Source organism: Oxalobacteraceae bacterium OTU3CINTB1 (assembly GCA_024123955.1).
Lineage (GTDB): Bacteria > Pseudomonadota > Gammaproteobacteria > Burkholderiales > Burkholderiaceae_D > Rugamonas.
The window spans coordinates 218,372-239,080 of record CP099652.1 but is presented as its reverse complement, the minus strand read 5'-3'; the positions used below and the strand labels follow the sequence as shown (position 1 = coordinate 239,080).

Annotated in this window: 27 protein-coding genes; 24 read left to right on the top strand and 3 right to left on the bottom strand. The window is 62.4% G+C overall.

Annotated features, from left to right (window positions below):
- Positions 1-281: 281 nt before the first annotated feature.
- From NHH73_00950 to tatC, 24 genes are all read left to right on the top strand, one after another.
- Positions 282-1,085, top strand: coding sequence for an ABC transporter ATP-binding protein (locus tag NHH73_00950; GenBank protein ID USX26898.1), 804 nt, complete (start codon positions 282-284; stop codon positions 1,083-1,085).
- Positions 1,082-1,867, top strand: a complete 786-nt coding sequence (mlaE, locus tag NHH73_00945; GenBank protein USX26897.1) for a lipid asymmetry maintenance ABC transporter permease subunit MlaE — start codon at positions 1,082-1,084, stop codon at positions 1,865-1,867. The genes NHH73_00950 and mlaE overlap by 4 nt, the downstream gene beginning before the upstream one ends.
- Positions 1,868-1,911: 44 nt before the next feature.
- Positions 1,912-2,382, top strand: coding sequence for an outer membrane lipid asymmetry maintenance protein MlaD (mlaD, locus tag NHH73_00940; protein USX26896.1), 471 nt, complete (start codon positions 1,912-1,914; stop codon positions 2,380-2,382).
- Positions 2,383-3,270 (top strand): VacJ family lipoprotein, encoded by an 888-nt coding sequence (locus tag NHH73_00935; GenBank protein ID USX26895.1) that lies wholly within the window; start codon positions 2,383-2,385, stop codon positions 3,268-3,270.
- A gap of 30 nt (positions 3,271-3,300) precedes the next feature.
- Positions 3,301-3,942 carry an ABC transporter substrate-binding protein gene (locus NHH73_00930; GenBank protein USX26894.1) on the top strand — a complete coding sequence of 214 codons (642 nt, stop codon included), beginning with the start codon at positions 3,301-3,303 and terminating at the stop codon, positions 3,940-3,942.
- Between the two features lie 33 nt (positions 3,943-3,975).
- On the top strand, positions 3,976-4,320 hold the full coding sequence (locus tag NHH73_00925) for an STAS domain-containing protein (protein ID USX26893.1): 345 nt from the start codon (positions 3,976-3,978) through the stop codon (positions 4,318-4,320).
- A 220-nt stretch (positions 4,321-4,540) separates the two neighbouring features.
- The gene (locus NHH73_00920; GenBank protein ID USX26892.1) at positions 4,541-5,455 is read left to right on the top strand and encodes an ABC transporter ATP-binding protein; all 915 of its coding nucleotides are present in this window, start codon (positions 4,541-4,543) and stop codon (positions 5,453-5,455) included.
- Positions 5,452-6,219, top strand: coding sequence for an ABC transporter permease (locus NHH73_00915; GenBank protein USX26891.1), 768 nt, complete (start codon positions 5,452-5,454; stop codon positions 6,217-6,219). The genes NHH73_00920 and NHH73_00915 overlap by 4 nt, the downstream gene beginning before the upstream one ends.
- Before the next feature lie 45 nt (positions 6,220-6,264).
- A complete protein-coding gene (locus NHH73_00910) occupies positions 6,265-6,501 on the top strand; it encodes a BolA family transcriptional regulator (GenBank protein ID USX26890.1) in 237 nt (78 codons plus the stop codon).
- Positions 6,502-6,503: 2 nt separating this feature from the next.
- Positions 6,504-7,754 carry a UDP-N-acetylglucosamine 1-carboxyvinyltransferase gene (gene murA, locus NHH73_00905; protein USX26889.1) on the top strand — a complete coding sequence of 417 codons (1,251 nt, stop codon included), beginning with the start codon at positions 6,504-6,506 and terminating at the stop codon, positions 7,752-7,754.
- Between the two features lie 3 nt (positions 7,755-7,757).
- Positions 7,758-8,432 (top strand): ATP phosphoribosyltransferase, encoded by a 675-nt coding sequence (gene hisG / locus NHH73_00900; protein ID USX26888.1) that lies wholly within the window; start codon positions 7,758-7,760, stop codon positions 8,430-8,432.
- A 14-nt stretch (positions 8,433-8,446) separates the two neighbouring features.
- The gene (hisD, locus tag NHH73_00895) at positions 8,447-9,772 is read left to right on the top strand and encodes a histidinol dehydrogenase (protein USX26887.1); all 1,326 of its coding nucleotides are present in this window, start codon (positions 8,447-8,449) and stop codon (positions 9,770-9,772) included.
- Positions 9,769-10,632 (top strand): site-specific DNA-methyltransferase, encoded by an 864-nt coding sequence (locus tag NHH73_00890; protein ID USX26886.1) that lies wholly within the window; start codon positions 9,769-9,771, stop codon positions 10,630-10,632. Before hisD ends, NHH73_00890 begins: the two co-directional genes overlap by 4 nt.
- 13 nt (positions 10,633-10,645) lie before the next feature.
- A complete protein-coding gene (gene hisC, locus NHH73_00885) occupies positions 10,646-11,740 on the top strand; it encodes a histidinol-phosphate transaminase (protein USX26885.1) in 1,095 nt (364 codons plus the stop codon).
- 21 nt (positions 11,741-11,761) lie between these two features.
- Positions 11,762-12,352: an imidazoleglycerol-phosphate dehydratase HisB gene (hisB, locus tag NHH73_00880; protein USX26884.1), complete on the top strand. Its 591-nt coding sequence runs from the start codon at positions 11,762-11,764 to the stop codon at positions 12,350-12,352.
- A gap of 24 nt (positions 12,353-12,376) precedes the next feature.
- The gene (hisH, locus tag NHH73_00875) at positions 12,377-13,015 is read left to right on the top strand and encodes an imidazole glycerol phosphate synthase subunit HisH (GenBank protein USX26883.1); all 639 of its coding nucleotides are present in this window, start codon (positions 12,377-12,379) and stop codon (positions 13,013-13,015) included.
- Between the two features lie 52 nt (positions 13,016-13,067).
- Positions 13,068-13,886 carry a 1-(5-phosphoribosyl)-5-[(5-phosphoribosylamino)methylideneamino]imidazole-4-carboxamide isomerase gene (hisA, locus tag NHH73_00870; GenBank protein ID USX26882.1) on the top strand — a complete coding sequence of 273 codons (819 nt, stop codon included), beginning with the start codon at positions 13,068-13,070 and terminating at the stop codon, positions 13,884-13,886.
- Positions 13,876-14,637 (top strand): imidazole glycerol phosphate synthase subunit HisF, encoded by a 762-nt coding sequence (gene hisF, locus NHH73_00865; protein USX26881.1) that lies wholly within the window; start codon positions 13,876-13,878, stop codon positions 14,635-14,637. The genes hisA and hisF overlap by 11 nt, the downstream gene beginning before the upstream one ends.
- A gap of 24 nt (positions 14,638-14,661) precedes the next feature.
- A complete protein-coding gene (hisI, locus tag NHH73_00860) occupies positions 14,662-15,117 on the top strand; it encodes a phosphoribosyl-AMP cyclohydrolase (protein USX26880.1) in 456 nt (151 codons plus the stop codon).
- Positions 15,114-15,455, top strand: coding sequence for a phosphoribosyl-ATP diphosphatase (locus NHH73_00855; GenBank protein USX26879.1), 342 nt, complete (start codon positions 15,114-15,116; stop codon positions 15,453-15,455). The genes hisI and NHH73_00855 overlap by 4 nt, the downstream gene beginning before the upstream one ends.
- Positions 15,456-15,477: 22 nt before the next feature.
- Positions 15,478-15,849 (top strand): histidine triad nucleotide-binding protein, encoded by a 372-nt coding sequence (locus NHH73_00850; GenBank protein ID USX26878.1) that lies wholly within the window; start codon positions 15,478-15,480, stop codon positions 15,847-15,849.
- 144 nt (positions 15,850-15,993) lie between these two features.
- Positions 15,994-16,203 carry a Sec-independent protein translocase subunit TatA gene (gene tatA / locus NHH73_00845; GenBank protein ID USX26877.1) on the top strand — a complete coding sequence of 70 codons (210 nt, stop codon included), beginning with the start codon at positions 15,994-15,996 and terminating at the stop codon, positions 16,201-16,203.
- Positions 16,204-16,258: 55 nt separating this feature from the next.
- Positions 16,259-16,759: a Sec-independent protein translocase protein TatB gene (gene tatB, locus NHH73_00840; GenBank protein USX26876.1), complete on the top strand. Its 501-nt coding sequence runs from the start codon at positions 16,259-16,261 to the stop codon at positions 16,757-16,759.
- Positions 16,759-17,517, top strand: coding sequence for a twin-arginine translocase subunit TatC (gene tatC / locus NHH73_00835; GenBank protein ID USX26875.1), 759 nt, complete (start codon positions 16,759-16,761; stop codon positions 17,515-17,517). Before tatB ends, tatC begins: the two co-directional genes overlap by 1 nt.
- 2 nt (positions 17,518-17,519) lie before the next feature.
- On the opposite strand, the gene NHH73_00830 is transcribed toward tatC, so the two are convergent.
- From NHH73_00830 to NHH73_00820, 3 genes are all read right to left on the bottom strand, one after another.
- The gene (locus NHH73_00830) at positions 17,520-17,951 is read right to left on the bottom strand and encodes a hypothetical protein (GenBank protein ID USX26874.1); all 432 of its coding nucleotides are present in this window, start codon (positions 17,949-17,951) and stop codon (positions 17,520-17,522) included.
- Between the two features lie 179 nt (positions 17,952-18,130).
- On the bottom strand, positions 18,131-20,083 hold the full coding sequence (locus NHH73_00825) for a DUF885 domain-containing protein (GenBank protein ID USX26873.1): 1,953 nt from the start codon (positions 20,081-20,083) through the stop codon (positions 18,131-18,133).
- A gap of 160 nt (positions 20,084-20,243) precedes the next feature.
- A complete protein-coding gene (locus tag NHH73_00820; GenBank protein USX26872.1) occupies positions 20,244-20,681 on the bottom strand; it encodes a CBS domain-containing protein in 438 nt (145 codons plus the stop codon).
- Positions 20,682-20,709: the final 28 nt, after the last annotated feature.

The window sequence follows — 20,709 nt, the reverse complement described above, 5'->3', positions numbered from 1 at the left end:
TGTCAGACTTGACCCTGCAGGTTTACATCGCGGGCAATGTGCCTGTGCGCACGGTTGTTTATTGGCAGTCAGTCAGAATCCGGTAAGGTTTATGCTGGCACACTGGCTATCGCGCCGCAGCAATGTAACATTTCATGCCTCGTGTAAATTGCTGACTTGAGATTCAGTAGTGTTGTATTATCTGCCACGCACCATGGCTCCAGCGGCCCGGAATGGGCCGTCTCCAGCAGAGATTAACCTTTCTGCACTACAATACGGCATTAAAAATAATGAGTTCAGTCGTGCCTAATCTTGTCGAAATCCGTGATTTACACTTTTCCTATGGAAAGCGCTCGATCCTGTCGGGCCTCCAGATGGATTTCCCACGCGGGAAAGTGATCGCAGTGATGGGCGGTTCGGGCAGCGGCAAGACGACGGTATTGCGACTGATTGGCGGCCAGATCCGCCCGCAAAAAGGCCAGGTCAAAGTCCAGGGCCAGGTTGTGCACAAGTTGAATACCGCCGGCTTGTATCTGCTGCGGCGCAAAATGGGCATGCTGTTCCAGCATGGCGCGCTCTTCACCGACCTTACCGTCTTTGAAAATGTCGCCTTCCCGCTGCGCGAGCACACCGATCTGCCGGAAGAGCTGATCCGCAATCTCGTGCTGATGAAGCTGCACGCGGTCGGCCTGCGCAACGCCGCCAAATTGAAACCGGCCGAGATCTCCGGCGGCATGGCGCGCCGCGTCGCGCTGGCGCGCTCGATCGCGCTCGACCCGGAACTGATCATGTATGACGAGCCGTTCGCCGGCCTCGACCCGATCTCGATGGGCGTCACCGCCAACCTGATCCGCAACCTCAACACCGCACTCGGCTCGACCACGGTGCTGGTGTCGCACGACGTCAAGGAATGCTTCGCGATCGCCGACTACGTCTACTTCCTGTCGCAGGGCAAGATCGTCGCGCACGGCACGCCGGCCGACATGATGGTGTCGACCGATCCTTACGTGCACCAGTTCGTCAACGCCGAAGCGGACGGTCCGGTGCCGTTCCACTATCCAGGCAAGTCCCTGGCCGATGATCTGGGCCTGGGGGGGAAAGCATGACTGTAAGAAATTGGTTGTCCCAGCTGGGCGCGCCGTTGCGCGATTACATCGAAAGCATCGGTTACGGCGCGCGTCTGTTCCTCAACATGCTGCGCCTGTCGCCCGGTCTGCTGCGCCGTCCGCGCCTGGTGATCGAGCAGCTGCACTTCATCGGCAATTACTCGATGCTGATCATTACCTTGTCCGGCCTGTTCGTCGGCATGGTGCTGGGCCTGCAAGGGTATTACACACTGAATAAATACGGCGCCGAGCAGTCGCTCGGCCTGCTGGTGGCGCTGGGCCTGACGCGCGAACTGGGCCCGGTCATCACCGCGCTGCTGTTCGCCGGCCGCGCCGGCACCTCGCTGACGGCGGAAATCGGGCTGATGAAGGCCGGCGAGCAACTGTCGGCGATGGAGATGATGGCCGTCAACCCGATCCAGCGCGTGCTGGCGCCCCGTTTCTGGGCCGGCCTGATCTCGGTGCCGCTGCTGGCGTCGGTGTTCAGCGCGGTCGGCGTCATGGGCGGCTGGCTGGTCGGCGTCAAGCTGATCGGGGTCGACGAGGGCGCGTTCTGGTCGCAGATGCAGGGCGGCGTCGATATCTGGAAGGATATCTTCAACGGCTTCGTCAAGAGCGTGGTGTTCGGCATCGCCATCACCTTTATCGCGCTGTACCAGGGTTATCAGACCCAACCGACGCCGGAAGACGTGGCGCGCGCCACCACCCGCACGGTCGTGATCTCATCGCTGATGATCTGGTGGCTCGATTTCATGCTGACCGCTTTGATGTTCAGCAAATAAAACATAATTAAAGAATACTTAGTAGTATTACGCGAGGAAGAGCTATGCAACGTAAATCACTGGATGTCTGGGTCGGTCTGTTCATCGTCATCGGCGTGGCCGCGCTGATGTTCCTGGCCCTGAAAGCCGGCAACATGGGTTCCATGTCCTTTGGCAAAACGTACCCGATCACGGCCAAGTTCGACAACATCGGCAGCCTGCGTCCGCAGGCGGCGGTCAAGGCGTCGGGCGTGGTGATCGGGCGCGTCGGCGAGATCAAGTTTGATGACAAGAGTTACCAGGCGCTGGTAACCTTGAATATGGAAGAAGGTTATAAATTCCCTAAGGACAGTTCCGCCAAAATTCTGACGGCCGGTCTGCTGGGCGAGCAATACGTAGGCATCGAGGCCGGCGGCGACACCAATAATTTGGCCGCCGGTGACAAAATCGCACGAACCCAATCGGCCGCCGTGCTGGAAGACCTGATCAATCAGTTCATCTACAGCAAGGCCGCTGAAGGAAAAAAGGAAGAATAAATGTCTAGCACCCCGAAACACTTCCGTCAGGCCGCGCTGGCGCTGGGCGTCACCTTGATGCTGGCCGGCTGCGCCGGTCCCAACCCGCGCGATCCGTACGAGAGCTACAACCGCGCCGTGTTCAACTTCAACGACAAGGTCGACACCTACGCGTTGAAGCCCGTTGCGACCGTGTACCGCGACGTTACGCCGTCGTTCGTGCAGACCGGCGTGGGCAACTTCTTCGGCAACCTGGGTGACGCCTGGACCGCCGTCAACAATCTGCTGCAAGGCAAGGGCGAGGCCGGCATGACCGACATCACCCGCTTCGCGCTGAACTCGACCCTGGGCATCCTGGGCCTGTTCGACATCGCTTCCGAGGCCGGGTTGCAAAAGCACAAGGAAGACTTCGGCCAGACCCTGGGCACCTGGGGCGTGGCCTCCGGTCCCTACCTGATGCTGCCGCTGCTGGGCCCGTCGACGGTGCGCGACACGGTGGCGCTGCCTGCCGACTTCGCCGGCAACATCTGGCGCTACAAGGACCCGGTGCACGTGCGTAACATCGGCACCGGCGTCAACCTGGTCGACACCCGCGCCAGCCTGCTCGACGCCACCAGCATGCTGGAAGACGCCGCGCTGGACCGCTACGAGTTCATCCGCGACGGCTACATGCAGCGCCGCGAGAGCCAGATCCATCCGGACGGCAATCCGGATAGTTCCAAGAAGCAAGAGCCAGCGGCCGACGAGGGCGCGCCTGCGGCAAAACCCGACGCCGCCCCGGCCGCGCCGGTCACGCCGCAAGGCCCTGCCGACGCGAAACCTGCGGAAAAATCCGCAAGCGTGTCATCCGAATCGGCACCCGAGGAGTTAAACTCCGGTACGCCGGCTGCGAGCAACGCCAGCCTGTGACCCCGAAGAACCCACATAGGTAGATAAAAGATGAAATTATTTAAACAGCTGTTAGCCATTGCCACCGTTTCGCTGGCGTTCAACGCCCACGCCGCCGGTCCCGCCAACGAAGCGCCGGACGCGCTGGTCAAGCGCATCAGCCAGGACGTCATCGAGACCGCCAAGTCCGACAAGGCGATCCAGGCCGGCGACACCAAGAAAGTCATGCAGCTGGTCGAGACCAAGATCCTGCCGTATGTCGATTCGGACCGCATGACCTCGCTGGCGGCCGGCCGCTTCTGGCGCGACGCCACCCCCGAGCAGAAAAAGCAGCTGTCGGAGCAGTTCCGCACCCTGCTGATCTACACCTACTCGGGCGCGCTGTCGCAGATCAAGAACGAAACCGTGGACTTCCAGCCGCTGCGCGCCGACCCGTCGGACACCGAGGTGGAAGTGCGCTCGAAGGTCAACATGACCCGTGGCGAGCCGATCACCCTGAACTACCGCGTGGCCAAGGGCGCCGCCGGCTGGAAGATCTATGACATCAACGTCATGGGCGCCTGGCTGGTCGAGACCTACAAAGGTACGTTCGCGTCCGAGATCAGCAAGGGCGGCGTCGACGGCCTGATCAAGACCCTGACCGCGAAAAACCAGTCGCTGGCCAGCAAACCTTTGAAAACTACGGCAAAATAACGCCACCGCGATGTTTATTAGAAAATAACGACCATGTCCGAACCGACCGACAACCTGCAATCGCTCACGTCCCTGACCGTGCTCAACGCCACCGCGGCGCTTGAGCGCGGCCTGGCCGCCATCAAGGCCGGCCAGGCGGTGTTCGATCTGCGCCACGTGTTGACGGTCGATTCGGTGGCCGTTTCGGTCTTGCTGGCGTGGCAACGCGCCGCCAGCGAGGCCGGTCTCAAGCTGGAACTGAAGAACCTGCCGCCGGCGCTGCAAAGCTTGACCAAGCTGTACGGCGTCTGCGCGCTGGTCTTCCCCGAACAAAGCGATCCCGCGCAAGCTTGCGCCGGCCAGGCCGACGTGCCTGCCGACCTGCACCACCATCATTGACCCCCGCCCCACCCCGCCGCGCATTACCCAGTTTGTATCTTTAGTTGTAGCCAGAGTCACCCCCAGTTATTGCCGGTCCGGCTCTGCCTGACCAGATTTCCAATATAATTGAACGTTGCCACCGCCTAAGAGCCGTGGCGCCTGGTTACACCTTCCGCCGTTAGGCATCAATACGCATCCTGCGCCGGCCATGCCGCCGCAACCAACTGATAAGTCAAGCATGACAGCGATCCAAATAACGAACGTCGAGAAGCGCTACAAGTCGCTCCAGGCACTGGGCGGCGTCTCCCTCTCGATCGAGGAGGGCGAATTCTTCGGCCTGCTGGGCCCCAACGGCGCCGGCAAAACCACGCTCATTTCCATCATCGCCGGCTTGATCCGGCCCGACGCCGGCAAGGTCTCGATCCACGGCCACGACGTCACCGGCGACTTCCGCGAGGCGCGCCGCAAGCTCGGCGTGGTGCCGCAGGAGCTGGTGTTCGACCCGTTCTTCACCGTGCGAGAAACCCTGCGCCTGCAGTCGGGCTACTTCGGCCTGCCCAATAATGACGCCTGGATCGACGAGGTGATGCACAACCTCGATCTGACCAACAAGGCCGACACCAATATGCGCGCGCTGTCGGGCGGCATGAAGCGTCGCGTGCTGGTGGCGCAGGCGCTGGTGCACAAGCCGCCGGTCATCGTGCTCGACGAGCCGACCGCCGGCGTCGACGTCGAACTGCGCCAGACCTTGTGGAAGTTCATCTCGCGCCTGAACCGCGAAGGCCACACCGTGGTGCTGACCACCCACTACCTGGAAGAGGCGCAAGCCATGTGCAAGCGCGTGGCCATGCTCAAAAGCGGCAAGGTCGTCGCGCTCGATACGATGGCGGCGCTGATCCGCCGCATCTCCGGCTCGCAGCTGATCGTCAACATGGTGCAGGGCGAGCTGCCGGCCGATTTGCAGCACCTGGTCACGCATCCTGAAACTTCGGACCACGGTCGTAAATACAGCCTGCGCATCAACGAGTATTCGGAGGTCGAGGCCATCCTGGCGCGCCTGCGCGAATCGGGCGCAGTCATCGACGACATGCAGCTGCAACAGGCCGACCTGGAAGACATCTTCCTGCAGATCATGGACAAGGGGACCGTATGAACTTCATCTCGAGCGGTTTCCGCACCCTGGTCTACAAGGAGACCCTGCGCTTCTGGAAGGTGGCCACGCAAACCGTCGCCGCGCCGATCCTGACGGCGATGCTGTACCTGCTGATCTTCGGCCACGTGCTCGAAGGCCGGGTGCAGGTGTATGAAGGCGTCAGCTACACCTCGTTCCTGATCCCCGGCCTGGTGATGATGAGCGTTCTGCAGAACGCCTTCGCCAACTCGTCGTCGTCGCTGATCCAGTCCAAGATCACCGGCAACCTGGTGTTCGTGCTGCTCACGCCCCTGTCGCACTGGGAGATCTTTTCCGCCTACGTGCTGGCGGCGATGGTGCGCGGCCTGGCGGTCGGCCTGGGCGTGTTCGCCGCCACCGCCTACTTCGCGCATATGTCGTTCACCGCGCCGCTGTGGATCATCGTGTTCGCGCTGCTGGGCGCCGCCATCCTCGGCACCATGGGCCTGATCGCCGGCATCTGGGCCGAAAAATTCGACCAGCTGGCCGCGTTCCAGAACTTCCTGATCATGCCGCTGACCTTCTTGTCCGGCGTGTTCTACTCGATCCATTCGCTGCCGCCGTTCTGGCTGACGGTGTCGCATCTGAACCCTTTCTTCTACATGATCGACGGCTTCCGCTACGGTTTCTTCGGCCAGTCCGACACCAATCCATGGACCAGCCTTGCCATCGTCTCCGGCTTCCTGGTGGTGCTGTCGCTGGCCGCCATTCGTCTTCTGCGCAGCGGCTATCGTTTACGCCACTGAGGGTTACGTCACTAAAGCGGCGCCATTAATATTTAAGGATTCATCATGACCACCACTCCAGAACTGATCCACGGCTACATCTCCGCCGGCCTCGAATGCACCCACCTCGAAGTCGAAGGCGATGGCCAGCACTTCCAGGCGGTTATCGTCTCGCCGGCGTTCGCGGGCAAGCGCCCGATCCAGCGCCACCAGATCGTCTACGCCGCGCTGGGCGACCGCATGCGCGAAGAGATCCACGCGCTGTCGATGAAAACCCTCACCCCTGAAGAATACAAAGGATAAGCATGGACAAGCTCCTCATCCAAGGCGGCAACCGCCTGCACGGCGACATCAACATCTCCGGCGCCAAGAACGCGGCGCTGCCCATCCTGTGCGCGGGCCTGCTGACCGCCGGCGATCTGGAACTGACCAACGTGCCGCACCTGCACGACGTCGCCACGATGCTCAAACTGCTTAAGGAAACCGGCCTGCAGGTCAAGCAGGACGGCGACGCCGTCACGCTGAACGGCGCCAACATCGACAAGCTGGAAGCGCCGTATGAGCTGGTGAAAACCATGCGCGCCTCGATCCTGGTGCTCGGCCCATTGCTGGCGCGCTTCGGCGAAGCCAAGGTGTCGCTGCCGGGCGGCTGCGCGATCGGTTCGCGCCCGGTCGACCAGCACATCAAGGGTCTGCAGGCGCTGGGCGCCGAGATCACCATCGACGCCGGCTACATCTACGCCAAGTGCGCAAAGCTCAAGGGCGCGCGCATCGTCACCGACATGATCACCGTGACCGGCACCGAGAACCTGCTGATGGCCGCGACCCTGGCCGAAGGCGAAACGATTCTGGAAAACGCCGCGCGCGAGCCGGAAGTGACCGACCTGGCGAACCTGCTGGTGGCCATGGGCGCCAAAATCGAAGGCATCGGCACCGACCGCCTGGTGATCCAGGGCGTGGCCGAGCTGCACGGCGCCAAGCACGCCGTCATCTCCGACCGCATCGAGGCGGCGACCTTCCTGTGCGCCGTCGCTGCCACCGGCGGCGACATCACGATCCGCAACACCCGCGTCGACATTCTGGACGCGGCGCTCGACAAGCTGCGCGAAGTGGGCCTGAAGATGACCATCGGCGACAACTGGATCCGCGCGCAGATGGACCAGCGCCCGGAACCGGTCACCTTCCGCACCACCGAATATCCCGGCTTCCCGACCGACATGCAGGCGCAGTTCATGGCGGTCAACACCATCGCCTCCGGCCCTAGCCGCGTGACCGAGACGATTTTCGAAAACCGCTTCATGCACGTGCAGGAGATGAACCGCCTGGGCGCGTCCATCGAGACCGACGGCAACACGGCCCACATCAAGGGCGTCGCGCAGCTGGTCGGCGCGCCGGTGATGGCGACCGACTTGCGCGCATCGGCCTCGTTGGTGATCGCGGCGCTGGCCGCGCGCGGCGAGACCCTGATCGACCGTATCTACCACCTCGATCGCGGTTACGACCAGATGGAAGTGAAGCTGTCCGCCGTTGGCGCCAACATCAAACGGATTAAGTAAAACATGAGCGCATTCCAAGCCCAAGCCCCCGCCAACCAGCAGCTGATCCTGGCGCTGTCGAAGGGACGTATTTTCGAGGACACCCTGCCGCTGCTGGAAGCGGCCGGCATCACCGTCACCGAGAACCCCGAGACGTCGCGCAAACTGATCCTGTCGACCAACGATCCCGATGTGCGCGTGATCATTGTGCGCGCCACCGACGTGCCGACTTATGTGCAGCATGGCGCGGCGGATTTCGGCGTGGCCGGCAAGGACGTGCTGCTGGAGCACGGCGGCGAGGGCTTGTACCAGCCGATCGACTTGAACATCGCGGCCTGCCGCATGTCGGTCGCGGTCAAGAACGGCTTCGATTACGAGACCGCCGTGCGCCAGGGCGCGCGCCTGCGGGTGGCCACCAAGTTCGTGCAGACCGCGCGCGAGCACTTCGCCAAGAAGGGCGTGCACGTCGACCTGATCAAACTTTATGGCTCGATGGAGCTGGCGCCGCTGGTCGGCCTGTCCGACGCGATCGTCGACGTGGTCAGCACCGGCAACACCTTGCGCGCCAACGACCTGGTCGAAGTCGAAGCCATCATGGACATCTCCTCGCGCCTGATCGTCAACCAGGCCGCGCTGAAGCTCAAGCGCGAGCGTCTGCAACCGATCATCGAGGCGTTCGAACGCGCTTCCAAGAAGTAATCACGGATTCCATCATGCCGATTCAAATCACCAAGCTCGATTCCACCCAAGCCGATTTCAAAAAGTCACTGGACACCCTGCTGGCGTTTGAAGCGGGCACCGACGACGCCATCGAGCGCGCCGTCGCCGGCATCCTGGCCGACGTCAAGGCACGCGGCGACGCCGCCGTGCTGGAATACACCAACCGCTTCGACCGCATCCCCAACGGCGGCGCCGCCAGCATGGCCGCTTTCGATATTCCAGAAAGCGAATTGCAGGCCGCGCTGGCCGCGATTCCCACCGCGCAGCGCGAGGCGCTGCAAGTGGCCGCGCAACGCATCCGCGTGTTCCACGAGCGCCAGAAGCAGGAGCTGCAAGGCTTCACCTACACCGAGCCCGATGGCACGGTGCTGGGCCAGAAAATCACCCCGCTCGACCGCGTCGGCATCTACGTCCCCGGCGGCAAGGCCGCCTATCCGTCGTCGGTGCTGATGAACGCGATCCCGGCGCACGTCGCCGGCGTCGGGGAAATCATCATGGTGGTGCCGACCCCGGACGGCGTGAAGAACCAGATGGTGCTGGCCGCCGCCGCCATCGCCGGCGTGACCCGCGTGATCACCATCGGCGGCGCACAAGCCGTCGGCGCGCTGGCGCACGGCACAGAAACGATACAACCGGTCGACAAGATCGTCGGTCCCGGCAACGCCTATGTGGCTGCCGCCAAGCGCCGCGTGTTCGGCATCGTCGGCATCGACATGATCGCCGGGCCGTCCGAGATCCTGATCGTCTGCGACGGCACCACCGATCCCGACTGGGTGGCGATGGACCTGTTCTCGCAGGCGGAGCACGACGAACTGGCGCAGGCCATCATGCTGTGCCCCGACGCCGGCTACATCGCCAAGGTGGAAGAGAGCATCAACAAGCTGCTGCCGACGATGCCGCGCCACGAAACCATCCGCACTTCGCTGACCGATCGCGGCGCGCTGGTCAAGGTGCGCGACATGGACGAGGCCTGCGCCATCGCCAACTCGATCGCCGCCGAACACCTGGAAATCTCCGCCGAGAATCCGCAGCAGTGGGCCGACAAGATCCGCCACGCCGGCGCCATGTTCCTGGGCCGCTTCTCGTCCGAGTCGCTGGGCGACTACTGCTGCGGTCCGAACCACGTGCTGCCGACGTCGCGCACCGCGCGCTTCTCGTCGCCGCTGGGCGTGTACGATTTCCAGAAGCGCTCCTCGGTGATCATGGTCAGCGAAGCCGGCGCGCAAACGCTGGGCAAGGTCGCGGCGGAACTGGCCTACGGCGAGGGCTTGCAAGCCCACGCGCGCAGCGCCGAATTGCGTTTGAAGACGCCGCAATGACCGTGGCCGTGGCCATGGACAATCAGGAGACCTGGATCAACCAGGTCTTCTGCGAGGATGCGCTGGCCGGACTGGCACGCATCCCGGAGGGCTCCATCGATTTGATCCTGACCGATCCGCCTTATAACCTGGGCAAGGACTACGGCAACGATTCCGACTCGCAGACGGTCGAGGAGTACCTGCGCTGGACCGAGCAATGGATCGACGCCGCGCTGCCCAAGCTCAAACCCAACGGCAGCCTGTATATCTTCCTGACCTGGCGCTTTTCGCCGGAGATCTTCGTGCTGCTGAAAAAGCGCATGACGATGATGAACGAGATTATCTGGGACCGCCGGGTGCCGTCGATGGGCGGCAGCGTGCGCAGTTATTCGTCGGTGCACGACACCATCGGCTTTTTCGTGCGCCGCAAGGATTACTACTTCGATCTGGATGCTGTGCGCATTCCGTATGACGCCGAGACCAAGAAGGCCCGTTCGCGCTCGATCTTCGTCGGCGCCAAATGGCTGGAAGTGGGCTACAACCCCAAGGATTTGTGGAGCGTGTCGCGTTTGCACCGGGAGCATCCCGAGCGCGCCGACCATCCGACGCAAAAGCCGCTGGAGATTATCGAGCGCATGGTCAAGGCCTCGTGTCCGGCCGACGGCGTGGTGCTGGACCTGTTCATGGGCAGCGGCACGACGGCGATCGCCGCCAAGCGCTGCGGACGCAATTTCGTCGGCTTCGAACTGAATCCGGACTACTGCGCCATCATCGCCGAACGCATCGCGGCGGCGGATCTGCCGCCACCGCCCGAAAAGAAAAAGCCGGTCCCCCGTAGCAGTAAAAAACCCGCGGTCAAACGCACCGCCACCACCACCTAGGAGCCCACGTAAGATGTCTTCCATCGACACCCTGATCGACACCACCATCCGTTCCGATGTGCGCGCCGTCAATGGCTACCACGTCGCCGACGCGAGCGGTTTTATCAAGCTGGATGCGATGGAGAACCCTTACCACCTGCCGGAGCATCTGACGCGCGAACTGGCCCAGCGCCTGGCCGACGTCACCCTGAACCGCTATCCGGTGGCCTCCTACGAAAGCACCAAGGAACGCATCCGCGCCAAGCTGGGCATCCCGGCCGGCTACGACGTCATGCTGGGCAACGGCTCCGACGAGCTGATTTCGATCCTGTGCATGGCCTGCGCCCACCAGGACCGCCGCGCCGTCGCCATCTCGCCGACGCCGTCGTTCGTCATGTATTCGCGCTCGACCAAGTTCGCCGGCATGGATTATGTCGGCGTCTCGGTCAAGGCCGACCTGACGCTCGACATGCCGGCCATGCTGGCGGCGATCGAAAAACACAAACCGGCGCTGGTGTTCCTGTCGTACCCGAACAACCCGACCGGCAACCTGTTCTCGGACGACGATATCGTCACCATCATCAAGGCGCTGGATGGTTTCGGCCTGGCCGTGGTCGACGAGGCCTACGAGCCGTTCGCGCAGCAAACCTTCATGCACCGCCTGCCGGAGTTCGACAACCTGATCGTCATGCGCACGGTGTCCAAGCTCGGTTTGGCCGGCATCCGCCTTGGCTACATGTCCGCCGCGCCCGAATTGCTGGAGCAATTCGACAAAGTGCGGCCTCCTTACAACATCAACGTGCTGACGCAGACGGCGGCCGAATTCGCGCTCGACCATCTGGAGGTGCTGAACCAGCAGGCGGCCGCGTTGCGCGCCGCACGGACCGATCTGATGGCCGCATTGGCCGCCATGCCCGGTGTCGAGGTCTTTCCGTCGGCGGCGAATTTTATCTTGATTCGAGTGCCAAATGCCGATGATGCCTATGCGAAACTACTGTCCCACAAGGTATTAATTAAAAATATGAGTAAAATGGATACCGTGATGGCCAATTGTCTACGTGTCACGGTCAGCACACCGGAAGAGAACACCGCCTTCCTTGGTGCCTTATCCGCATCGCTTGCAGCTTAAATCACCGCCACCGAGCCCTTCATGAACCGCACCGCAGAAATCATCCGCAACACCAACGAGACGCAAGTCCGCGTTTCCATCAATCTCGACGGCACCGGCAAGCAAAAGCTGAACACCGGCGTGCCCTTCCTCGACCACATGCTGGACCAGATCGCCCGCCACGGCCTGTTCGACCTCGACGTCGAAGCCACCGGCGACATCCACATCGACAACCACCACACGGTCGAGGACGTTGGCATCACGCTGGGCATGGCCGTGGCCAAGGCCATCGGCGACCGCAAGGGCATCGTCCGCTACGGCCACTCGTATGTGCCGCTGGACGAGGCGCTGTCGCGCGTGGTGCTCGATTTCTCGGGCCGTCCAGGCATCGAATACCATATCCCGTTCACGCGCGCGATGATCGGCACCTTCGACGTCGACCTGACCCTGGAATTTTTCCGCGGCTTCGTCAACCACGCGCTGGTGACCTTGCACATCGACAACCTGCGCGGCACCAACGCGCACCATCAATGCGAAACCGTGTTCAAGGCCTTCGGCCGCGCGCTGCGCATGGCGTCCGAGCTGGACCCGCGCGCCGCCGGTACCATTCCTTCGACCAAGGGCAGCCTGTAAGGCTTAGCGAACCACCTACTCATTATGAAAAAAATTGTCGTAGTTGATTACGGTATGGGTAATCTGCGTTCGGTCGCGCAAGCGCTGCGCGCGGTCGCCCCCGAGGCCAACGTTTTGATCTCGGGCGAAGTGGCCGATATCGAAAGTGCCGATCGCATCGTGCTGCCGGGCCAGGGCGCGATGCCGGACTGCATGCGCAGCCTGCGCGAATCCGGCGTGCAGGACGCTCTGATGGTGGCGGCGCGCAACAAGCCGCTGCTGGGCGTGTGCATCGGCGAGCAGATGCTGTTCGACGGCAGCGAAGAGGGCGACGCCGCCGGCCTGGGCCTGCTGCCGGGCAAGGTGGTGCGCTTCCAGCTCGACGGCCAGTTGCAGGAGGACGGCTCGCGCTTCAAGGTGCCGCAGATGGGCTGGAACCAAGTCCAGCAAAACGCGTCCCACCCTATGTGGCAGGATATCGCCGACAACAGTTATTTCTACTTTGTGCACAGTTATTTCGCCCAGCCGGAACAGGGCGCGCACACCGTCGGCCTGACCGTCTACGGTGCGCCATTCAGTTGCGCCGTCGCTCGTGATAATATTTTTGCTACACAGTTCCATCCGGAGAAAAGCGCCGCGACCGGACTGCAGTTGTACAAGAACTTTGTTCACTGGAATCCCTGATCTCCCTGGCTTGACACCTCGAACCCTCTCACCTTCTCACACTTAAACCATCATGCTGCTCATTCCTGCCATCGACCTCAAAGACGGTCACTGCGTTCGCTTGAAACAAGGCGATATGGAACTCGCCACCGTATTTTCCGAAGATCCGGCCGACATGGCTTTGCATTGGCTGAAGCAGGGCGCGCGCCGCCTGCATCTGGTCGATCTGAACGGCGCCTTCGCGGGCAAGCCGAAGAACGAGGGCGCCGTCAAGGCGATCCTGAAGGTGGTGCAGGAATACGCCGAGGAAAACGGCCTGGACGAGATCCCGGTCCAGCTGGGCGGCGGCATCCGCGACCTCGACACCATTGAGCGCTATCTGGACGCCGGCATCAGCTACGTCATCATCGGCACCGCCGCCGTCAAGGAACCGGGCTTCCTGCACGACGCCTGCGGCGCCTTCCCGGGCCACATCATCGTCGGCCTCGACGCCAAGGACGGCAAGGTCGCCACCGACGGCTGGAGCAAGATGTCCGGCCACGAGGTGATCGACCTGGCCAAGAAGTTCGAAGCCTATGGCGTCGAATCGATCATCTACACCGACATCGGCCGCGACGGCATGATGGGCGGCGTCAACATCGACGCCACCGTCAAGCTGGCGCAAGCGGTCAAGATCCCGGTCATCGCCTCCGGCGGCCTGCACAACCTGGCCGACGTCGAAGCGCTGTGCGCGGTGCAGGACGAAGGCATCGAGGGCGTCATCTGCGGCCGCTCGATCTACGAGGGCACGATCGACCTGGCCTCGGCGCAGTTGCGCGCCGACGAGCTCAGCGGCGACCTGATCGACGACGACGAACAAGAACAAGATGATTCAGGCTCCCATGCTCGCTAAACGCATCATTCCCTGCCTGGACGTGACCGACGGCCGCGTCGTCAAAGGCGTCAACTTCACCGAGCTGCGCGACGCCGGCGATCCGGTCGAGATCGCCCGCCGCTACGACGAGCAGGGCGCCGACGAACTGACCTTCCTCGACATCACCGCCACCAGCGACAACCGCGGCCTGATCCTCGACATCATCGAGGCCGTGGCCTCGCAGGTGTTCATTCCGCTGACAGTCGGCGGCGGCGTGCGCGAGGTGGCCGACGTGCGCCGCCTGCTCAACGCCGGCGCGGACAAGGTCAGCATGAACTCGTCGGCCGTCAGCAATCCGCAACTGGTGTTCGACGCCTCGCAAAAGCACGGTTCGCAGTGCATCGTGGTGGCGATCGACGCCAAGCAGGTCTCGCCGGGCAAGTGGGAAGTGTTCACGCACGGCGGCCGCAAGGCCACCGGCATCGACGCCATCGAGTGGGCCGTCAAAATGGAAAAACTGGGCGCGGGCGAAATCCTGCTCACCAGCATGGACCGCGACGGCACCAAGTCCGGCTTCGACCTGGGCCTGACGCGCGGCGTGTCCGACGCCATCGGCATCCCGGTAATCGCCTCGGGCGGCGTCGGCGGCCTGCAGGACCTGGCCGACGGCGTCAAGCTGGGCAAGGCCGACGCGGTGCTGGCGGCCAGCATCTTCCACTACGGCCAGCACACGGTGCAGGAAGCCAAGCGTTTCATGGCACAACAGGGCATTCCGATGCGCCTGGATTAATTGATTACAGCACTGGATAGCAATATGTCGACCACGACCACGACCACCCCGGGCAGCCTCGCCAAAGCCAAATGGCTGAAAAAGATTCAATGGGACGAAAACGGCCTGGTGCCGGTCATCGCCCAGGAAGCCGGCAGCAATGACGTGCTGATGTTCGCGTGGATGAACCGCGACGCCCTGGCCAAGACGGTCGAGCTGGGCGAGGCGGTGTACTGGAGCCGTTCGCGCAAGAAACTGTGGCACAAGGGCGAGGAGTCCGGCCACACGCAAAAGGTGCTGGAGATCCGCCTCGACTGCGACGAGGACGTGGTTCTGCTCAAGATCGAGCAGGCCGGCGGCATCGCCTGCCATACGGGCCGGCATTCGTGCTTCTTCCAGAAGTTCGAGGGCGACGCGCTCGAGGGCGACTGGCAGAACAGCGAGCCGGTGCTGAAAGATCCGTCCGATATTTACGCGGCAAAGCCGAAGAAGACCCCATGAGCACACAACTGGACCGCCTGGCCGAGCTGATCGAGTCACGCAAGCCGGCCAACGGCGGCGACCCCGCCGCCTCCTACGTCGCCAAGCTGTTCGCCAAGGGCGACGACGCCATCCTGAAAAAAATCGGCGAGGAAGCCACCGAGACGGTGATGGCCGCCAAGGACGCGCGCCACGCCGGCGGCAACGGCGACAAGGTCTTGTACGAAGTGGCCGACTTGTGGTTCCATACGCTGGTGCTGCTGGCCCAGTTCGACCTCAAGCCGCAGCAGGTGCTCGACGAGCTGGCGCGCCGCGAGGGCGTCTCCGGCATCGCCGAAAAAGCCGGGCGCGCCGAATAACACCCCCATTGATGGAGTCGCTGTGGAAAACTGCCTGTTTTGCAAGATAGCTGAAAAGAAAATCCCGTCGACCGCCGTGTATGAGGACGACGAGTTGCTGGCGTTCAAGGATATCAACCCTGCCGCGCCCGTACATCTGCTGGTAATCCCGAAGAAACACATCTCAACCTTGTCCGATTGCAGTGCCAACGAGGCGCCTTTGCTGGGCAAGATGCTGGCGCTCGCCCCCCGTCTGGCAGAGGAATTCGGCTGCGCAGTCAGCTATGATGCGGACGGCACGCCCGGCGGCGGTTACAAGAGTGTGATCAACAGTGGGCCGGACGGCGGGCAGGAGGTGTACCATCTGCATTTGCACGTGATCGGCGGCGCGCACCCCTGGCGCGGCGAGCGGTAAAAACCGTTCTCCGGGCGGCATGGCGGTGGTTATATCGCTTGCCACATGACATCTACATGACACGCCGCTGTTCGCTTATACTGTCGCACGCGGTTCTTGAATCAACGGATAATCTGGGCGCATGCGCCTTGCAAGGGGAATATGATGGGTTCATTTAGTATTTGGCACTGGCTGATCGTTCTGGTGATTGTGATGCTGGTCTTCGGCACCAAGAAACTGAGCAATATGGGTTCCGACATCGGCAAGGCCGTCAAGGGCTTCAAGGATGGCGTCAAGGGCGACGACGAGAAGCCGGTCACGCCGGTCACGCCGAGCACCATCGACGTCGACGCCAAAGAGAAAAACAAGCTGTAAGCCGGTCCGGGTCCTGGAGCACTCCCTGGGCCCGGTTCGCTGACGCGCATATCCTATGATCGATCTCGGTCTCACCAAACTTGCAGTGATCGGCGTGGTTGCGCTGATCGTCATCGGTCCCGAAAAGCTGCCGCGCGTCGCGCGCATGGCCGGGACTCTGTACGGGCGCGCCCAGCGCTACCTGAACGAGGTCAAATCCGAGGTCTCGCGCGAAATCGAGCTGGAGGAATTGAAAAACCTCCACAAGACGGTGCAGGACGCCGCTCAGAACATCAAGAGTGATGTGGAAAACTCGATTTCGCAGAATATCTCCGAAGTCGAAAACGCCTGGCACGACACGCCGGCCTCGATACCAGACACCGCCTCGTACGGCAGCGTGAGCACCGACGACCTGGCGCGCAAAGCGCGCGAATTCCGCCGCAAGAAGGTGGTGCGCAGCGCCGCCATTCCGGCCTGGTACAAGCAGCGCCACGGCGGCAAACTGCACGTCACCTCCGGCGCGGCGCGGGTCGCCCGCTTCCGTCCACGCGGCAACACCAACGCTAGCTTCTACTAATGACTACACCGAATTCCGGCGAAGAAACCTTCATCTCCCACCTGGTCGAACTGCGCGACCGTCTGGTCAAGGCGTCGATCGGCGTGGCGCTGGTGTGCCTGGGGTTGATGATCTGGCCGGGTCCGGCGCAAATCTACGACTTCATCGCGCAGCCGATGATCGCGTCCTTGCCGGTCGGCTCGAAGATGATCGCCACCGGCGTCATTTCGCCGTTCCTGGTGCCGATGAAGGTGACCCTGGTGATTTCGATCATCCTGTCGCTGCCGTGGGTGCTGTACCAGCTGTGGGCGTTCGTCGCGCCGGGCCTGTACGCGCACGAGAAGCGCCTGATCGCCCCGCTGGTCATTTCGTCGTCGTTCCTGTTCATGTCGGGCGTGGCATTCTGCTACTTCCTGGTGTTCGGCCGGGTGTTCCAGTTCATCGCCGAGTTCTCGCCGCAGTCGATCGCGGTGACGCCGGATATCGAAAACTATCTCGATTTCGTCATGTCGATGTGCCTGGCCTTCGGCGCGACCTTCGAGGTGCCGGTGGTGGTGGTGATCCTGGTGCGCATGGGATTTGTCACCGTCGCCAAGCTCAAGGAAATCCGTCCCTACGCCATCGTCGGCGCGTTTGTCATCGCCGCGATCGTTACGCCGCCGGATGCGGTCAGCATGTTCTCGCTGGCTATTCCGATGTGCCTGCTGTTCGAGCTGGGCCTGCTGGTGGCGCCGATGTTCGTGCGCATGTCGACCGCGCCGGAAGAGAAGCAGTCCTGACGTTAGGGCAACAGTTTCGCAAGCAGATAGATTTGTGTCGCGAAGGTGAGAGCGCTCATTACGAGCGATAAGCCAGTCAGCCAGTATAAGACTTTGAACCTGATATTCGTCAGCGCTTCAAACCGGTCGAGTCGCGCATCGATTTCGACCTTCAACTGGTCGATTCGCGCATCGATTTCGACCTTCAACTGGTCGATTCGCGCATCGATTTCGACCTTCAGCCTATCCATGCGCGCATACACCTCGGTCTTTAGCATATCCATTCGCGCCAAGAGCTCGCTTTTCACTAGCACTAACTCGGCCGGCGTGACGCTGGCCGTCGCCAGCGCCTCGCTCAGCGCCTGCGCATGCGCATCGGCCTGATCGGCCGGGATTCCGGCTTCCGCCAGCCTTCTGGCGTACTCAAGGGTATCAAACTTGATCGGCATGGTCATGATCACTCCCGGCTTTTATCGTAGCAGAACCGGCCCGGCATGGGCCAAGCGACCATCGTATCGAATCGGTGGATGAGGCCTTTGCGCGCTCGCAAGCGCGCCAATGCGCGAACTAACAAAAACGGGGCGCCAACATCTCTGTTAGCGCCCCGCTTCGCAACATCAGTACTCTGCAACTACTACTTCGTCATCAAGCCCTTGATCACCCGCACCGGCGCGCTGCCGTAGCTGAGGAATTGTTCGTGGAAATCCTTCAGGTTGAACTTCTCGCCCAAGGCCTGCTTGCGTTCCTCGCGCAATTCCATGATCTCGCTGTAGCCGCTGAAATAGCTGGTCAGCTGCACCGACGACACCTGCACCCGGTGCCACTTCTCGACCGCCTCGGTGCGCGTCTGGAAGGCCTGGCGCGTCAGCAGGTCGATCGCCTGCTCCTCCGTCATCCCCAGCACGTGCACGCTGTAGTCGAGGATGGTGTTGGTCACGCTGCGCAGGTTCCACTTCGAATACATCAGCCACATCTCCGGCGCGTTGTCGCCGTAGCCGGACTCCAGCATCATGCGTTCGCCGTAGACCGCCCAGCCCTCGACCATCGCGCCGTTGCCGAAGATCGATTTGACGATCGACGGCGACTTGTTGGCATACACCAGCTGCGCGTAGTGGCCCGGGATCGCCTCGTGGATATTGAGGATCTGCAGGATCCAGTGGTTGTACTCGCGCAGGCTGCTCTCGGCCGCCTCCGCTGTCGCGCCGTCGAGCGGCGTGACGTTGTAGTAGGTGCGGTCCTGCGGCCGGTACGGTCCCGGCGCGTCGATGCTGGCGCCGGCCACACCCGCCTGATAGGCCGGCGTCGCGCGCACTTCGAGCTGCTTGTTGCGGTCCAGGGTCAGCAGGTTTTTGCTGATCACCCAGTCCTGCAGCACCGGTATCTGGCGTTTGATCTCGTTGACGAAATCCTCGCGCCGCACGTGGTTGGCCGACAGTTTGTCGATCATCATGCCGATCTTGGCGAAACGGTCGGCCGGCTTGGCCACACCGGGGAAATACTTGTCCCACATCCCATCGGACAGCTTGTCCATATTGGCCAGCAGGTCCTCGCGCGCGGCGAGCGCCTTCTGATAGGTCTGTTCGGCGGTGCTGCCGGATTGGATATCGTAGGCGAACTTCTGCTCATACATCGCCTTGCCGATGCGGAAGGTGCGGCGGCCCCGGGTGTCCATCAGCTTGTCCATCTCGGTCAGGAAGGCCACATAGCCGTCGACCGCCGTCAGCGCCGCGTTGACGCGCTGCGTGAACTGCTGCTTCTCGATCGGCGTCAGGATCGAGGCCTGTGCGGCCTTGTTGACTTCGATCAGCACGGTCTGCACGCCGGGCGCCTGCTTGATCGCCAGGCGCGTGTGTTCGCGGGTCGGGTTGACGATGTTGTTGCGCGCCGCCTCGTAGTACGCCGGAATGCTGGCGATGCGCTTGAGCAAGGTGCGCAGGCGCTGCGGCTGGGCCGCGTATTCGGTGCCCAGGATCAGGTCCAGCGGACCGGCGACGTTGTAGCTGGCCGGGTTCCACTCGAACTCGCGCAAGGTGGTCAGGCGGAAGCGGTCGCTATCGAGCTTGTTGATCAGCAGCGCCAGGTCGGTGCGCTGCTTGGGCGACAGCTGGCTGGCGTTGACTTTGCCGAAGCGCAGTTTCCAGTCGTCGATGAAGGCCAGTTCCCTGGTCTGCGTGGCCGCGTCCGGAATGCTCAAGGTGGCGGCGGTGTCGTACTTGCCGGCGTAGATCGCGCTTTCCGAATCGATGCGCCACAGCGCGTTGAGGAACTGGTTGCTGAGGGTGTCGAACGAGCGGTCCTGACGCCGTTCCGACACGGCGGCCACGGCCGGCCTTGCGGCGACCACCGCCGTTGTCGCCGCAGCGGCCGCGACAGCTTTGCCGTTGCCGCTTTTCTTCGTTGTCTTGCTGCTTTTGCCAGCCTTGCTGGCGGTGGCGCTTTTGGTGCCTGTCTTGCCGGTGTTTTTGCTACTCTTGGCGTTCTTGTTTTTACTACTGGTGCTGGCGTCCTTGTTGGTGGTCGCCGCGCCGGCAGGTGCGAAGGCAAGTGCCGCCATCACCACCGCCAGTGCAATTTTTGTCTTGATCATCGTCTGCAGCCTTGTGTTTATTTTGACAAGGCACGCGTGTCCACATCACGCGGTGGCAAGCGTGCCGAGTCGAAGCGATGGAGATTATCACTAATCGGCCCGCTTGAGAGCGCTCGATACAAGACAAAGCAGCCGGACAGGAAGATTCGCCCCATCATTCCTATGCTTGGGCGGACTGCTGCCCGCCGCCGATCGGCGCCGAAATATCGCGCAGCGTTTCCGCGGTTTCCTCGGCGTCGGTGTCGGCTTCCGGATCGGTCAGGTCGGCCAGAGCGACGATACCGATCAGCGTGTGGGTGTCGCGGCTGACCACCGGCACCCGGCGCACCTGCAGATCGCGCATATCCTGCATCACCTCATCGATCGTCTGGTCCTCGTAGCAATGGCAGACATCCTCGGTCATCACCTCGTTCACCTGCGTCTCGTCGGGACCAAGGCCGGCCGCGGTGGCGCGGATGGTGATGTCGCGATCGGTGATCATGCCGAGCAGGCGATTGCCTTCTGTCACCGGCAGCGCCCCGACATCCAGATCGTCCATCATCTCCGCCGCCTGGCGTATCGAATCCTCCGGTGAGACGCTGCTGACTTCCCTGCTCATAACTTCCGCAATGGTTTTCATCGTGTTT

Bases quoted from the DNA above. Each gene is read 5' to 3' on its own strand.
- NHH73_00820 (USX26872.1), bottom strand. From the start codon at position 20,681: ATGAGCAGGGAAGTCAGCAGCGTCTCACCGGAGGATTCGATACGCCAG.
- tatA (USX26877.1), top strand. From the start codon at position 15,994: ATGGGTTCATTTAGTATTTGGCACTGGCTGATCGTTCTGGTGATTGTG.
- NHH73_00855 (USX26879.1), top strand. From the start codon at position 15,114: ATGAGCACACAACTGGACCGCCTGGCCGAGCTGATCGAGTCACGCAAG.
- hisF (USX26881.1), top strand. From the start codon at position 13,876: ATGCTCGCTAAACGCATCATTCCCTGCCTGGACGTGACCGACGGCCGC.
- NHH73_00930 (USX26894.1), top strand. From the start codon at position 3,301: ATGAAATTATTTAAACAGCTGTTAGCCATTGCCACCGTTTCGCTGGCG.
- NHH73_00935 (USX26895.1), top strand. From the start codon at position 2,383: ATGTCTAGCACCCCGAAACACTTCCGTCAGGCCGCGCTGGCGCTGGGC.
- NHH73_00825 (USX26873.1), bottom strand. From the start codon at position 20,083: ATGATCAAGACAAAAATTGCACTGGCGGTGGTGATGGCGGCACTTGCC.
- murA (USX26889.1), top strand. From the start codon at position 6,504: ATGGACAAGCTCCTCATCCAAGGCGGCAACCGCCTGCACGGCGACATC.
- NHH73_00925 (USX26893.1), top strand. From the start codon at position 3,976: ATGTCCGAACCGACCGACAACCTGCAATCGCTCACGTCCCTGACCGTG.
- hisH (USX26883.1), top strand. From the start codon at position 12,377: ATGAAAAAAATTGTCGTAGTTGATTACGGTATGGGTAATCTGCGTTCG.
- mlaD (USX26896.1), top strand. From the start codon at position 1,912: ATGCAACGTAAATCACTGGATGTCTGGGTCGGTCTGTTCATCGTCATC.
- hisC (USX26885.1), top strand. From the start codon at position 10,646: ATGTCTTCCATCGACACCCTGATCGACACCACCATCCGTTCCGATGTG.
- hisB (USX26884.1), top strand. From the start codon at position 11,762: ATGAACCGCACCGCAGAAATCATCCGCAACACCAACGAGACGCAAGTC.
- tatC (USX26875.1), top strand. From the start codon at position 16,759: ATGACTACACCGAATTCCGGCGAAGAAACCTTCATCTCCCACCTGGTC.
- NHH73_00910 (USX26890.1), top strand. From the start codon at position 6,265: ATGACCACCACTCCAGAACTGATCCACGGCTACATCTCCGCCGGCCTC.
- NHH73_00890 (USX26886.1), top strand. From the start codon at position 9,769: ATGACCGTGGCCGTGGCCATGGACAATCAGGAGACCTGGATCAACCAG.
- mlaE (USX26897.1), top strand. From the start codon at position 1,082: ATGACTGTAAGAAATTGGTTGTCCCAGCTGGGCGCGCCGTTGCGCGAT.
- tatB (USX26876.1), top strand. From the start codon at position 16,259: ATGATCGATCTCGGTCTCACCAAACTTGCAGTGATCGGCGTGGTTGCG.
- NHH73_00920 (USX26892.1), top strand. From the start codon at position 4,541: ATGACAGCGATCCAAATAACGAACGTCGAGAAGCGCTACAAGTCGCTC.
- hisD (USX26887.1), top strand. From the start codon at position 8,447: ATGCCGATTCAAATCACCAAGCTCGATTCCACCCAAGCCGATTTCAAA.
- hisG (USX26888.1), top strand. From the start codon at position 7,758: ATGAGCGCATTCCAAGCCCAAGCCCCCGCCAACCAGCAGCTGATCCTG.
- hisI (USX26880.1), top strand. From the start codon at position 14,662: ATGTCGACCACGACCACGACCACCCCGGGCAGCCTCGCCAAAGCCAAA.
- NHH73_00915 (USX26891.1), top strand. From the start codon at position 5,452: ATGAACTTCATCTCGAGCGGTTTCCGCACCCTGGTCTACAAGGAGACC.
- hisA (USX26882.1), top strand. From the start codon at position 13,068: ATGCTGCTCATTCCTGCCATCGACCTCAAAGACGGTCACTGCGTTCGC.
- NHH73_00830 (USX26874.1), bottom strand. From the start codon at position 17,951: ATGACCATGCCGATCAAGTTTGATACCCTTGAGTACGCCAGAAGGCTG.